Here is a 12871-nt window from a genome sequence, read left to right as displayed (position 1 = left end):
GCGCCTGTCCTCGAGAGCTCATGCGCGCCCCAGCATCTGCTGCCACATCCCCGGGAAGTCAGGCAGCGTCTTGCTCGTCGTCTCGATGTCGGCGACCACCACACCGGGTGTCACCAGGCCGACAATGGCTCCGGCGGTGGCCATCCGGTGGTCGGCGTAGGACTCCCAGGTACCCCCGCGTAACGGGGAGCCGGCGGTGCCGGTGATGCGCAGTCCGTCGCCGGTTTCGGCGCATGTCCCACCAAGGCGGGTGATCTCGGTGGTGAGCGCGGCGAGCCGGTCGGTCTCGTGGCCGCGGAGATGGGCGATCCCGGACAGTACCGACTCGCCGTCGGCGAGCGCGCACAGCGCGGCGATGGTGGGGGTGAGCTCGCCGATGTCCCGGAGGTCGAGGTCGACGGCCTTGAGCACCTCGGGGCCGCGCACCGACAGCGTGCCGTCGAGGTGCTCGACGGCGCAACCCATCGCGGCGAGGACGTCCGCGATCCGTGCACCGGGCTGGGTGGTCACGGCGGGCCAGTACGGCACCCGCACGGTACCGCCGGTGACGGCTGCCGCGGCGAGGAACGCGGCGGCGTTCGACAGGTCGGGCTCGACCGTCCAGTCGACGGCCGCGATCGGTCCGGGTGCAACGCGCCAGACATTCGGTTCGGAGGTGTCGACGACGACGCCGGCCGTCGCCAGCATCTCCACGGTCATGTCGATGTGCGGGGTCGACGGGACGGCCGCGCCGACGTGCCGGACGACGACGCCGGCCTCGAACCGGGCCGCCGACAACAGGAGCCCCGACACGAACTGCGATGACCCGGATGCGTCGATGGTGACCTCGCCGCCGGGCACGGTGCCGGTGGCGTCGATGGTGAACGGCAATCGATCGCCGTCGACGGCGACACCCAGCCCGCGCAACGCGTCGAGGATGGTGGTCTGCGGCCGTTCGCGCGCGTGGGGATCGCCGTCGAAGACCACGCGCCCGGTGGCCAGGGCCGCGGCCGGCGGCAGGAACCGCATCACGGTCCCGGCGAGGCCGCAGTCGATCGCGGCACCCCGCAGGGGTCCGGGCACGATCGAGACCGTGGTCTCGCTCGCGGGGTCGATGCGGATCTCGGCGCCCAGGGCCTCGAGCGCGGCGAGCATCAGGTTCGTGTCGCGGCTCCGGAGGGTTCCACGGACTGTCGACGGCCCCTCGGCGAGGGCGGCGAGGACGAGAGCGCGGTTGGTGATCGACTTGGAACCCGGCAACTCCACGGTTGCATCCAGGCCGCCTCCGGCGGTTGCATCCAAGCCGCCCTTGGTGATCGTCGGCGCGTTCCAGGAACTCATGGCGTCCAGTCTGTCATGGGGTGCCCACGTTCCCCGGCGCCGACGGGCCGTCCACGGCGATGGGATCCCGATCTATCGCGTGTCCTTGCGCAGCGGGTGATCGGCGGGGATCTGGACGACGATCAGGGTCCGGCCGTCGGGATCGGTCGCGTGCATCTCGATGAGACCCCACGGCTCGGTGCGCGGCTCGCGGGTCACGGGAACGCCGCGGTCGCGGAACTCGTCGGCGACGGCCTCGGCATCCCGGACCTGAAGCCAGAGAACCGAATCGCTGGACGGGGCCGGCTCGTCGGTCTTCATGTGCGACGAGATCTCGATGAGCCCGTTGCCGGCGAAGAACACGACACCACCCGGATACTCGCGGTGGACCGGCAGACCGAGCCGCTCGCGGTAGAACGACTGCAGGCGTTCGGGATCGGCCGAGAGCAGGAGCACCCGGCTGGCCAGGACCTCCATCTACTGCCCCTCGGTGGTGCCGGCGGAGCCGCCCAGGGCGTGTCCGCGGTTGAGGTCGCTCCCGTGGCTCGCGGCCTCGTACGCGGCCCGTTCGCGGGCCAGCCGTTCCGTCTCGCCGATGGGCGTCGAATCGCCGAACGCGAACGCGAACGCGGAGCCGTGCGGCCACTCGTGCGGGAGGTCGGGGTCGACGATGCGCCCGTCGTCGTCGATCGGCTCGGGATCAGAACTGGGGGACATGGGTTCCACGATAGGCCGAACCGGGCGCGGTGCGCGGGATTCGGGAGCGGCCCGACCGTTGCGCGATCGTGCGGTCGTCGCAGTACAAACGCAAGGTCGGCGGCCTACCGTTGTCGTCGGGGTCGGGCGTTTCGTACGCGATCACCGGGAGGGATCATGACCAGCATCGAGCACCGGACCGAGCACCGAGACTTCGCCGAACCCGACGAGGTACGCACCTTCGGGCACGGGCAGGTGGAGCTACTCACCGTTGGGACGTCGGACATCGGCCGGCTGACCCTGGAACCGGGCTGGCGATGGTCGGTCGACGTCAAACCGATCGCCGGTACCGAACTGTGCGAGGCACCGCACTTCCAGTACCACGTGTCCGGGGTCATCCACGTCGTGATGGCCGACGGCACCGAGTTCGACGCCGGTCCCGGAGAGATCACGTCCCTGCCCTCCGGGCACGACGCCTGGGTGGTCGGCGACGAACCCGTGGTCCTCGTGGACTTCTACGGTGCCAGCAACTACGCCAAACAGCAGGCCGGGTGACGACCGACCACGGTCCGAACCGAACCCGTCACGAACCGCGCCGCGAGAACCCGCCCGAGGTGTAACCGTCCCAGGTGTCGAAGAGCCGCAACACCTTCGGGTCGCCGAGGCTCTTGATGTGGTCGGCCAGGTCCTTGGGCGCAGCCGGATTGGTGACGATGAACGGGTGCAGCGACGAGTCGTGGTCGGCCAGATAGCGGAGCGTGTCGGCCGGGGTGTCGGGGTCGGCGGCCGCCAACGCGTCGCGCGGGTCGAAGGCGGCGGCGCGGACGCCGTCGGCGCCGGAGAGGTCGGTTGAACCGTCGGGTGCACCGACCACTGCGATGTCGCCGGTGTTGTGGTAGTCGACCGGATCGGCGGAAACGCTGCGCGTGTTCAGCAGGAGGTTCAACACGATCGCGGTGAGCGCACCCGCGGAGATCCCCGAATGGAAGATGGTCTGGAACCAGTCGGGGAACTGGGCGTAGAGATCCAGGACCACGTTGACCGGCGCTTCGCCGAGTTCGCGGTCGGTGTAGTAGATCTTGGCTTCGGTCAGCATGGCGACACCGACGGAGATCGCGACGACCAGGATGTTGGTGTTGTTCAGCTTCGCCTTCGCGAGCGTCCGGATGCCGCTGGCCGCGACCATCCCGAACAGAGCGACTCCGGCCCCGCCGAGCACTGGCAGCGGTATGCCCTCGACGATGGCGGCCATCTTGGGCAGCAGGCCGAGGACCACCAGGATCACGCCGGCGCAGGTCGCGACGTGGCGGGTCTTGACCCCGGTGATCGCGACGAGGCCGACGTTCTGCGCGAAGGCCGTGTAGGGGAACGTGTTGAACACACCGCCAAGGGCGGTGCCCAGGCCGTCGGCGCGCATCCCGTCGGCCAGCTTGCGCGGGGTGATCTTCTTGTCGACGATCTCGCCGACGGCGACGATGTCGCCGGTGGTTTCGGTCATGATCACGACGCCGACGATGATCATCGCGATGATGGCGCTGACCTCGAAGGTGGGTGCGCCGAACTGGAACGGCTGCGGGATGCCGACCCACGGGTACTCGCCGACCTGATCCCAGTGCGTCATGCCGAACGGGATCGCGATCAGGGTGCCGACCGCCAGGCCGAGCAGGATCGACACCCGGCGGATCGCCGCGGGGGCGAATCGTTCGATGCCGATGATGACGGCCAGGGTGAGGAATCCGAAGGCGATGTTCTTCGGGTCGCCGAAGTCGGGGCCCGCGGCGGTGCCGCCGCCGAACCAGCCGGCCGCCACCCGCATCAGGGACACCCCGATGATGAGGATGATCGTCCCGGTGACCAGCGGCGGGAAGAAGCGGATCAGTCTCCCGACGATCGGTGCGACGGCGATCATGAACAACCCGCACGCGATGACCGACCCGTAGATGGCGGTGATGCCGTACGAGGTCCCGATGGTGATCATCGGGCCGACCGCGGCGAAGGTGACGCCCTGCATCAGCGGGAGTCGGACCCCGAACCGCCAGAACCCCACGGCCTGCAAGATCGTCGCGATGCCCGCCACGAACAGGTCCGCCATGATCAGGTGGACGATGTCACCCTGCTCGAGTTGGCCGGCGCCGACCATCGCGCCGCCGACGATGAGGGGTACCGCGACGGCCCCGGCGTACATGGCCAGGACGTGCTGGAGGCCGAGCGGGAACAGCTTGATGAACGGCGGGATCTCGTCCACCGGATGTGCGGCGGACCTTCCGTTCTTGACGACATCGAGAACCGACATGGTCGTCAGTTCTACGGTTCGCACGTTTCCGTGAAGGCGCGAGCGTGTATCCGCGACGTTTCCGCCAAGATATATCCGTGATGGCCACCGCCTCCCGCCGCAGCGCGGGAATCCTGCTCTATCGCCGGACGACGTCGGCCGACGGTGCCGCTGCCGTCGAAGTTCTCCTCGTGTTCCCCGGGGGTCCGATCTGGGCGCGTAAACCGGACGCGGGGTCGTGGTCGGTGCCCAAGGGGCTCGTCGAACCGGGCGAGGACGAGTGGGCCGCCGCGCGACGCGAGTACGCCGAGGAGATCGGGAGCCCGGTGCCCGACGCCCCGCCGATCGAACTCGGCGAGGTCAGGTTGAAGAGCGGCAAGAGGGTGATCGGATTCGCCGTGGAAGGCGACCTCGACGTCGTGTCGGTCGTCAGCAACACGTTCGAGCTGATGTGGCCACCGCGGTCGGGACGGATACAGGCGTTCCCCGAGATCGACCGCGCCGAATGGTGTTCCGTCGATCTCGCGCGGACCCGGCTCAACCCCGCTCAGGTTCCGTTCGTCGACCGTCTGCTCGAGGCGCTGGGGTCCGCGGACCCGGCGTCACCGAGGAGGTAGGTGCGCGTCAGGTCTCGCCACAGCGGGAGATGCGGGTCGGTCAGCGGGTCGCGCCGGTCGATGAGGTAGGTGGTCGCCGCGCCGCGCATGCTCGTCAGGAGCAGCGGGTAGAGGGCGGCGTAGCGCGGCGACGCGGTCAACTCGGGACCGAGGAACCCGGCGACCGCGCGCCGGACGGTCTGGCCGATCTCGCGTTCGGTGGGGAGCAATGCCGTCCGCAGATTGGCATTCGTCCGCGCCGCGACCCACAACTCCATCGACGCGACGAAGTACGGCTGGTGGAACGTCGACCACCCGACGTCGGTGGCCAGCGCGATGCGCTGGACCGGATCGGCCGGCCATTCGACGTGGCTGGGCAGTTCGGCGATGCGGGTGCGGGCGAGGTGTCCGACGGCCGCCATCAGCAGGACGTCCCGCGACGGGTAGTGGTGCAACAACCGGCCCCGGCTCACGCCCGCCTCGTTCTGGATGGCGACCGTGCTCGCGGCGGCGTATCCGCGATCGACGAGGACTCGGATCGCGGCATCGAGGATGCGGGTCTGCGTGACCCCGCTGCGTTGCTGCCGCGCGCGCGGGGCGCCGGGAGAGGTGGTCACACGAGGATCGTAGTTCGGCACGGCGCGGATGACCCGCGGCCTCACACGTCGAGGATGTGCGGGAGGCCCGCGCGGTAACGATCGCGGTCGATCTGTTTCAGCGGCTCGAGCATCGGCAGTTCCCAGAGCGGGAAGACGGTCGCCGCGCGGGCGGGGCTGTCGGCCGCGGCGATGATCGCGTTGGTCACCCGGCGGCCGGATTCGTTGGCGCCCTCCATCGTCGCGAGATCGATGTTGCTCCGGACGTGGTCGCCGCCGATGAACAGATTCGGAATCGACGTGTAGGCGTTCGGCCGGTTCTTGTACGAGCCGGCGGTGTTGACCATGAGCGGTGTGGCGTTGGCGATGGACGGCGACCAGGTGATCCCGGGGTCGAGGGACCAGGTGACGATCTCCTCCGAACGCAGGAGCTTCCGGGCCCCCGAGTTCATCGCTCGGCTCATCTGGGCCCACACTTCCCGCGCGATCTCTTGCCGGGTGCACTGTTTGGCGGGTTTGCCGTAGAGGATGCCTGGCTTCTCCCACTCCGAGATGTCAATGGACAGACAATCTTTCACTCGCCCGTCACCGTAGGTGCGCGCGAAGTCGACGTTCCAGGGGCGGGCCTGGAACAGGCCGGTCAGAGCCCAGGGGGTACCCAGCGCGGCGATGTGGCTCGGCGGCATGTCGGCGCGCCGGGACAGGAAGTACTGGATGCCGACCATCCAGTCGTCCTTGAGAGCGTGGATACCGGCCAGCGACGGGTCGGCCGTGACCAACTCGGGCGACAACAACGGACGGAGGCGATCGATGGGCATCGCGGCGACATACCAATCGGCATCGACCGGGGCGCCGGAGGTGAGTTGCGCTCCACTGATCCGGCCGCGCGTCAGATTCAGTCGCGCCAGGCCGGTCCCCATCTCGAAGCGGACGCCGCGACCGCGGAGGTGGGCCACCCACGGGTCGATCCACGCATGATTGGTGGGGCGGTTGAGGATCCGGTCGACGCCGCCGTGTACGAGCCCGGCGTCGTATCCGCTGATCAATCCGGTCGCCGAGGTGGCCAGTGCCAGTCCGATCTGGCCGATCGTCCGTGCCGACGCGGTGTCGGGTTTGGCGGCCACAAGCGCTCGCGTGAGGGCGCCCACGAGATATCGCTGATACGCCCGTGACTTGCCCTTGGACTTCACGAACTGCATCCAGGACTGGTTCTCCCACTGGCCGATTCGACGTTCGGTGCAACTGGTCGCGATGATCAGCTCGCGGGTGACGAAGAACGCGAGTTCGGGAGGCGGCACATCGACGACGAACTTGAGTCCGCTCATGAACGCGTTGCGCAGGTTGTCCAGCGTCACGATCTCGTTCGCGTGTTTGACGAAACCCATGATCGATGCCGGGGCGGTGGTCGGGGCATACCCGGCGTCGTCGAAGGCGATGACCGCCGACTCGACGTCGATGAGGTGACGGTCACGAACGTTGCTGTTGCCGACGGGGATTCGCTCCATGGTGTCCGGCACGTGCTGGTAGCAACCCGGGAAGAACCGGAAACCGTGCTCGCCGGGGAGAGCGAGGCGACCACCCCGTGCGGTGCCGGGGACGTCGTGGCTGTAGGCCTTGCCGCCGAGGCGCGACGGCTCGTAGACCGTGACCCCGAAGCCGCGCTCGACGAGTTCATGCGCCGCGGACAAGCCGGCCATCCCGCCGCCGAAGATCGCGACGTCGCGGCCGCGACCGGCACCGGAGCGGGGCACCGCCCGCGCCGAGGGGACCGTGACGCCCGGTAGGGCCACTGCGGTACCCGCCAGGACTGCGGCGGCAGCCGATCCGCGCAGCATGGACCGACGCGGAAAGCTGTTCGGCGAGTTGCTTTTCGAAGTGAAAGTGGCGTCCGACATCCCCATGACCCCTTTGTCGACGACTGTCCGCGACGGTAGAGAACAGTCAGCGTTGACTTATCTGCTGTGATGTCTACCACAGCGTCGAAGTGGGTCGGACGGTTTTGGCGAATCGTCTCACGGGGTGCTCCCACGCGCCCTGCGGCTGACTACGACGGTTCGCGGCCGGTGAGGGTGCGTTGGCGAAAGTACTCGTGCAAACCGTCGAAAACGGCATCCGAGACCGACAGCGTGTGTTCGTCGTCGCCGATGAGGGAGAGGCCGCGCAACACGACATCGAGGCCCGGCGCTTCCGGAGCGTCGTAGCGGTCGTCTTCGATGTCGGCTTCGTGGATGATCTCTGCGATCGCCCACAGGACCGGGTCGGTGAGTTCGTACCGTTTCAGGATAGTTTCGAACGTGCAGTCGCCGTCATGATGGCCCAGTTCGACCCCGCGCATGTCGAACGGCGTTGCGTCCGAGGGGATTTCGTCTGCGCTGGTGACGAAGACGAACTCGGCGGCGGGATCGACGTACCGGCGGATCAGCCACGCGCACGCCGCCCGGTCGATGTGCACGCCGGCCCGGGTCGCCCACCTCACGACGGCCTCGCCGGTTCGGTCTCGAGGAGTCGGTCGGCCAGGGTGCGAAGTGCTTGTCGGGCGGTCTCGCGCGACTCGGTCGGAAAATGATCCCGTCGGGTGATCTCACGGAACCTGCGACGCAGGACGCCGAGCTGTTTCGCGGGGTCGGCATGGTCTTCCGCCTGCTGCGCCTCGACGACTATCTCCGCATACTCGGCTCCGCGGGCCGACTGGAGTTCGGCGCGGATGCGTTCGAATTCGCGCGGGTTGGTGGGCGCGGCCGACCAGACCTCGCCGGATCCGCCTGCGCTGACCGCATCCTCGGCCACCCACTCGAGCTGTTCGCGGGTCCGGGCGCTCGCGGGAAGCAGTACCACCCCATCGGTCAGCTGATAGGCGCCGTACTTCCGGAGTTTGCGCCAGATCGCGATCCGCGGCGTCGACGGCTCTCGGGGAACCCGATACACGAGCATCACCCAGTCTTCGGACACTCCAGCACCTCCTCGGCATGCCATCCGATCATGCACCAGCGGTCGATGTCGTGACCCGCCGCTCACCGCGCGTTCAACCCTGGACAATCTGATTGTAACCGTGGTTGCATCTGCTGGGAGCCGCACGATCGCGGCGACGCGGGCACGTTGGTGCGTGGTGGAAGGGGTGCGAGTGGCGATGTCGGAGAGATCCGGTCGACCCGGGAGTTCGGATGCGTCGAGACGTGCGGACAGTCCGCCGGAGGCCGAAGGGTCGGCGGCCGTCGAGTCGGGTGACCACGTCGACCCGACCGCGGGGGTCTCGCTGCGGACCGCGACCCGCGCGTGGTTCCTGATCTCGCTGCAGACCTTCGGGGGTCCCGCGGGTCAGATAGCGGTGATGCAGCGAGCACTGGTCGACGACCGGCGCTGGATCGGCCAGCGCCGGTTTCTCCACGCCCTCAACTACTGCATGCTGCTGCCCGGGCCCGAAGCCCAGCAATTGGCCATCTACGTGGGTTGGCTGCTCAACGGAACCGCCGGTGGGCTGATTGCGGGCATCCTGTTCGTCCTGCCCGGGGTGATCGCGATACTCGGGCTGTCGGCGATCTACGTCGCCTTCGGCGCGACGACCATCGTGGCGGCCCTGTTCGCCGGCATCGGCCCCGCGGTGCTCGCCATCGTCGCCCAGGCGGTCACGCGGGTGAGCACACGGGCGCTCACCGGGCCGGTGCAGATCGCGATCGCGGTCGCTGCGTTCATCGCCCTGGCGGTCTTCGCTGTCCCATTCCCGATAGTCATCGCTGTGGCCGGCGTCCTGGGCTGGCTGACCGGCCGCCGTGTCGTCGCTGCCCAGAAGGAGGTCGCCGACGACGGGCCCGCGCCGATCATCGCCGACGACGCGATCCACACGGCATCCCCGAGCTGGCGTCGCGCCGGGTTGGTGCTCGGTGTCGGTGCGCTGGCCTGGATCATCCCGATGGGCATCGTCGTGGCGACCACGGGGACGGGCAGTGTGTTCACCCAGCAGGGCACGTTCTTCACGTGGACCGCCCTCATCACCTTCGGCGGCGCCTACGCCGTCCTGGCCTACATCGCCCAGCAGGCGGTCGAGGTCTACGGCTGGGTCACGCCGGGTGAGATGGTGCGCGGACTCGGACTCGCCGAGACGACCCCCGGCCCTCTCATCATGGTCGTCCAGTTCGTCGCGTTCCTCGGCGCCTATCGCGATCCGGGCGGTCTCGACCCCTGGGTCGCGGCGACCATCGGCGCACTCCTGACCACCTGGGTCACGTTCGTGCCGAGTTTCGTGTTCATCTTCCTCGGCGCGCCGTTCATCGAGAAGCTCCGCAGCAACCGGCATCTGACGTCCGCGCTGAACGGCGTCACCGCCGCGGTGGTCGGCGTGATCGCCAATCTCGCACTGTATTTCGCACTGCACACGCTGTTCCGGGACACCACGGTCGTCACCGCCGGGCCGTTGCACCTCGCGGTCCCGCATCTCGACACCCTGCGTCCGTTGGCCGTGGTGATCACCGTGATCGCCTTCGTCCTGATCTATCCGCTCAAGCAGTCGGTGCTCCGGACCCTCGGCATCTGCGCGGTGCTCGGCCTGCTCGCCGCCGCCGTCGGCCTGCCCCTGACCTGAACGACCCTGACCTGAACGGGTGTCGTCAGGGCACGAGGAACGGGCGGATCCAGTCGGGCGAGACATCACGGGCGACGCCGGCCGCGGTCTCCTCGTCGACGTCGACGAGAGGGTAGTGCTCGGCGCCCGCCGCGGTGGCGAGGATGAGTGTGGTGACGCCCGCCCGGCGCTGGAAGAGCGACGTACGGCTGGCCCAGCCGATCACACCGTCCCGGTCGACGACGATGCGTTGCCGCGCGACGCTCGGCGGTGCGATGACCACCGAACGAGAGGTCAGCCGATGCCCGAGGTGCCGGGCGCGGACGACACCGAGCGCCGTCGAGCCGAGAACGGCGACGACCCCCACCGCCAGCCATGGCGCCGGCAGGGCGCGCGTGAGTACCGCGACGCCGATGACGATGAACACCACTGCGCCGGACAGGAATCCGCGGTTGATCCGACGCCGCCCGGCGGTGACGCCGTGTCCGACGAGCGGCGTGGTGAGCTCGGTGCGTTCGTCGGTGACCAGACCGGCGACGCGCATCGCCTCGTCGATCGGTGCCGGTGGGAGCAGTAGCGGGTGCTTGGTGCTGCCGGTGGCGATCGCCTGCAGGCGAGCGCCTTTGAGTGGGCGCATGAGGACCGGCTCGGTGAGGTGACTGCCGCGGATGCGCCGTTCGTCGAAGCTGATCGCGTTGGTGGTCAGCAGTCCGCGTTCGGTGCGCAGGGTCCCGTCGGGGGAGCGGAGGAGCCGGAAGTTCCAGTAGTTCAGGACGTACCCCAGGACGGACAGGATTCCGCCGACGACGATCACGAGCAGACAGGCACCCAGCACGACGAGTCCGATTGCGGTCTCGCGGATGGAGTCGACGGCATCGCGCGCGAATCCGATCCCCTCCGCGAATACCCCGGCGTCGTTGGCGATCTGCGCGGCGAGGCCGGCGGCGCCCGCGGCCAGTGCGAGCCCGGCGACGGAGAAGGGGGAGTAGCGCAGCCACGAGGTCTGGAACCGCGCCAGGACCGTGGGGTCCTCGGCCGCCACCGGGGCGGTCGGGTCGTCGGGGTCGGTGCCGGCGGGCGCCGACGGTCCCCGCAGGGTGCGCGTGGCCATCAGATTGTCGTGCAGCGCCCGCGCCTCGTCGACGGTGAGTGCGGTGAGGACGACCGCCGACGACTCGTCGTCCCCTCCGGTGCCGATCTTGACCTTCTGCAGTTTCAGCACGCGGTGAACAGGGGACGCGGTGAGGTCGACGCTGCGGATGCGGTCCCGGCGCGCGGTCGCGACCTTACGTGTGACGAGCCCGCTGCGCACCCGGACGTGCTCATCGGTGACCTGGTAGCGCGTGGTCAGCCAGGGCACCACCGTCACGAAGGGCACGATGACCGCGGTGGCGATCAGGGTGAACAACGGCGCGCCCGAGCCGGCGAAGACCAGCGCGATCACGACCGGGATCAGTGAGGGCAGGAGCTCGACGGGTTTGACGGCCATCATCCACGGCGACAACCGGTGCCAGTCCTCCGGCCCGTCGACGGCGAACGGCTCAGGTCGCGTCATCGGTGAAAGCCTGTGTGCGAATGGTCAGATCGGCGGCGGTAGTCCGTGCGACCTCCGCGTCGAGACCGGCGATGTGGATCGTCCCGGCCGACGACGCCGTGGTCACGGTGAGGGTCGCCAGCCCGAGGAACTGTTCGATCGGCCCGGCCTCGGTGTCGACCACCTGGATCCGGGCGATCGGGATGATCACGCGGTGCCGGACGAACCAGCCCGATTGCGAGTACACCGCGTCGTCGCTGACCTCCCAGCGGTGAAAGCGGTAGCGCCACTGCGGGACAATCGCGACCCAGGCGACGGTCACGACGACCACCGCGACAGCGGCGAGCACCGCGATCCATCGCGTCTGGTCGACGACGACGGCCACCAGGACGGCGGCGACCACGCCCAGGACCCCGAGAACGAGCGGGCCGATGCGCCACAGGGTCTTGGCGCGTGGATCGACACTGTTGACCGGGTCACGCAGGGTCGGGTGCACCGGCACGGTCGGATCAGATGAGGGCTCCATTGCCGTCAGTCTAGGGGTGGGTTCCCCGCCCTAGGTGACGGTGATGCCGCCGTCGACGGGCAGCGTCTGGCCGGTGACGTATCCGGCTGCGGCCGAGGACAACCAGATCGCGGTGGCGGCGAGTTCCTCGCCGTGTCCGGTCCGGCCGAGGAGTACCCGGGGCATCTGGGAGTCGAGATATCCCGGTTGGTAGGTGTCGGTCATCTCGCTCTCGAAGAACCCGGGGGCGATGGCGTTGACGCGAATGCCCTTGCGCGCGCCCCACTGCTGGGCCAGGTCGCGGGTGAGGCCGATGACGCCGGCCTTGCTCGCGGCGTACGCCGCCTGCGGCAACCCGGCGGTGGTGATGCCGAGGATCGACGAGATGTTGATGATCGAGCTACCCGGTTGCATCACCCGCCCGCAGGCCTGGGCCATCCAGTAGGAGCCGTTCAGGTTCACATCGATGACGCCGCGGAACTGCTCGGGGGTCTCGCGGGTTGCCGGGTACGCGGTCCCGACGCCGGCGTTGTTGATGAGCACGTCGACCTTGCCGAAGGTCTCCATCGCGGCGTCGACGACCCGCTGACACTGCTCGGGGTCGGCGACATCGGCGAGGACCACCAGCGCCTTGCGGCCCAGTTCCTCGACGGCGGCAGCGGTGTCGGCGAGCTTCTCCGCCCGGCGCGCGGCGAGTACGACGTCCGCGCCCGCCTCGGCGAAACCGCGGGCGAACGAGACCCCCAGCCCGGACGAGGCGCCGGTCACGATGACCACCTTGCCGGTGGTGTCGAACAGATCCATCACGGACATCGTTG

The 12871-nt window shown here is 68.9% G+C and carries 14 protein-coding genes; 3 read left to right on the top strand and 11 right to left on the bottom strand.

The window, feature by feature from the left end:
• Positions 1–18 precede the first annotated feature (18 nt).
• From aroA to GR168_RS17095, 3 genes are all read right to left on the bottom strand, one after another.
• Complete coding sequence (gene aroA / locus GR168_RS17105; RefSeq protein ID WP_065631853.1) at positions 19–1320, bottom strand: 3-phosphoshikimate 1-carboxyvinyltransferase; 1302 nt, start codon at positions 1318–1320, stop codon at positions 19–21.
• Between the two features lie 72 nt (positions 1321–1392).
• Entirely contained in the window at positions 1393–1776 is a 384-nt protein-coding gene (locus GR168_RS17100) for a VOC family protein (RefSeq protein ID WP_058251932.1), read from the bottom strand.
• On the bottom strand, positions 1777–2016 hold the full coding sequence (locus GR168_RS17095) for a hypothetical protein (RefSeq protein ID WP_159371302.1): 240 nt from the start codon (positions 2014–2016) through the stop codon (positions 1777–1779).
• Positions 2017–2172: 156 nt separating this feature from the next.
• Here GR168_RS17095 and GR168_RS17090 point away from each other — a divergent pair, with 156 nt between their 5' ends.
• Positions 2173–2550, top strand: coding sequence for a cupin domain-containing protein (locus GR168_RS17090; protein WP_159371301.1), 378 nt, complete (start codon positions 2173–2175; stop codon positions 2548–2550).
• A gap of 28 nt (positions 2551–2578) precedes the next feature.
• Here the strand turns inward: GR168_RS17090 and GR168_RS17085 are convergent, their stop codons facing one another.
• On the bottom strand, positions 2579–4288 hold the full coding sequence (locus GR168_RS17085; protein ID WP_159371300.1) for a nucleobase:cation symporter-2 family protein: 1710 nt from the start codon (positions 4286–4288) through the stop codon (positions 2579–2581).
• A gap of 77 nt (positions 4289–4365) precedes the next feature.
• Between GR168_RS17085 and GR168_RS17080 the strand changes: the two genes are divergently transcribed.
• Complete coding sequence (locus GR168_RS17080) at positions 4366–4884, top strand: NUDIX domain-containing protein (protein ID WP_159371299.1); 519 nt, start codon at positions 4366–4368, stop codon at positions 4882–4884.
• On the opposite strand, the gene GR168_RS17075 is transcribed toward GR168_RS17080, so the two are convergent.
• The 4 genes from GR168_RS17075 to GR168_RS17060 form a co-directional block, all read right to left on the bottom strand.
• Positions 4815–5480: a TetR/AcrR family transcriptional regulator gene (locus GR168_RS17075; protein ID WP_068970092.1), complete on the bottom strand. Its 666-nt coding sequence runs from the start codon at positions 5478–5480 to the stop codon at positions 4815–4817. The two genes, GR168_RS17080 and GR168_RS17075, sit on opposite strands and share 70 nt — an antisense overlap.
• Positions 5481–5521: 41 nt before the next feature.
• On the bottom strand, positions 5522–7354 hold the full coding sequence (locus tag GR168_RS17070; protein WP_159371298.1) for an FAD-dependent oxidoreductase: 1833 nt from the start codon (positions 7352–7354) through the stop codon (positions 5522–5524).
• Between the two features lie 149 nt (positions 7355–7503).
• On the bottom strand, positions 7504–7935 hold the full coding sequence (locus GR168_RS17065) for a chromate resistance protein ChrB domain-containing protein (RefSeq protein ID WP_004023491.1): 432 nt from the start codon (positions 7933–7935) through the stop codon (positions 7504–7506).
• Entirely contained in the window at positions 7932–8408 is a 477-nt protein-coding gene (locus tag GR168_RS17060; protein WP_065631859.1) for a Chromate resistance protein ChrB, read from the bottom strand. Before GR168_RS17060 ends, GR168_RS17065 begins: the two co-directional genes overlap by 4 nt.
• A 172-nt stretch (positions 8409–8580) precedes the next feature.
• Here GR168_RS17060 and chrA point away from each other — a divergent pair, with 172 nt between their 5' ends.
• Positions 8581–10035: a chromate efflux transporter gene (gene chrA, locus GR168_RS17055; protein WP_159371962.1), complete on the top strand. Its 1455-nt coding sequence runs from the start codon at positions 8581–8583 to the stop codon at positions 10033–10035.
• Between the two features lie 25 nt (positions 10036–10060).
• Here chrA and GR168_RS17050 read toward each other — a convergent pair whose 3' ends face one another.
• Genes GR168_RS17050 through GR168_RS17040 form a run of 3 tightly spaced genes read right to left on the bottom strand, consistent with a single transcriptional unit; the run spans position 10061 to position 12866 of the window.
• On the bottom strand, positions 10061–11569 hold the full coding sequence (locus tag GR168_RS17050) for a PH domain-containing protein (protein ID WP_159371297.1): 1509 nt from the start codon (positions 11567–11569) through the stop codon (positions 10061–10063).
• Complete coding sequence (locus GR168_RS17045; protein ID WP_159371296.1) at positions 11556–12074, bottom strand: PH domain-containing protein; 519 nt, start codon at positions 12072–12074, stop codon at positions 11556–11558. Before GR168_RS17045 ends, GR168_RS17050 begins: the two co-directional genes overlap by 14 nt.
• Positions 12075–12104: 30 nt before the next feature.
• Positions 12105–12866, bottom strand: coding sequence for an SDR family oxidoreductase (locus GR168_RS17040; RefSeq protein ID WP_159371295.1), 762 nt, complete (start codon positions 12864–12866; stop codon positions 12105–12107).
• Positions 12867–12871: the final 5 nt, after the last annotated feature.

The organism is Gordonia sp. JH63 (genome assembly GCF_009856645.1).
GTDB classification, from domain to species: Bacteria; Actinomycetota; Actinomycetes; order Mycobacteriales; family Mycobacteriaceae; genus Gordonia; species Gordonia hongkongensis.
This window is presented reverse-complemented; position numbering and strand designations above follow the sequence as displayed.

Excerpts from the sequence above, each read along its gene's own strand:
- aroA (WP_065631853.1), bottom strand. The coding sequence starts at position 1,320 with ATGAGTTCCTGGAACGCGCCGACGATCACCAAGGGCGGCTTGGATGCA.
- GR168_RS17100 (WP_058251932.1), bottom strand. The coding sequence starts at position 1,776 with ATGGAGGTCCTGGCCAGCCGGGTGCTCCTGCTCTCGGCCGATCCCGAA.
- GR168_RS17095 (WP_159371302.1), bottom strand. The coding sequence starts at position 2,016 with ATGTCCCCCAGTTCTGATCCCGAGCCGATCGACGACGACGGGCGCATC.
- GR168_RS17090 (WP_159371301.1), top strand. The coding sequence starts at position 2,173 with ATGACCAGCATCGAGCACCGGACCGAGCACCGAGACTTCGCCGAACCC.
- GR168_RS17085 (WP_159371300.1), bottom strand. The coding sequence starts at position 4,288 with ATGTCGGTTCTCGATGTCGTCAAGAACGGAAGGTCCGCCGCACATCCG.
- GR168_RS17070 (WP_159371298.1), bottom strand. The coding sequence starts at position 7,354 with ATGTCGGACGCCACTTTCACTTCGAAAAGCAACTCGCCGAACAGCTTT.
- GR168_RS17050 (WP_159371297.1), bottom strand. The coding sequence starts at position 11,569 with ATGACGCGACCTGAGCCGTTCGCCGTCGACGGGCCGGAGGACTGGCAC.
- GR168_RS17045 (WP_159371296.1), bottom strand. The coding sequence starts at position 12,074 with ATGGAGCCCTCATCTGATCCGACCGTGCCGGTGCACCCGACCCTGCGT.
- GR168_RS17040 (WP_159371295.1), bottom strand. The coding sequence starts at position 12,866 with ATGTCCGTGATGGATCTGTTCGACACCACCGGCAAGGTGGTCATCGTG.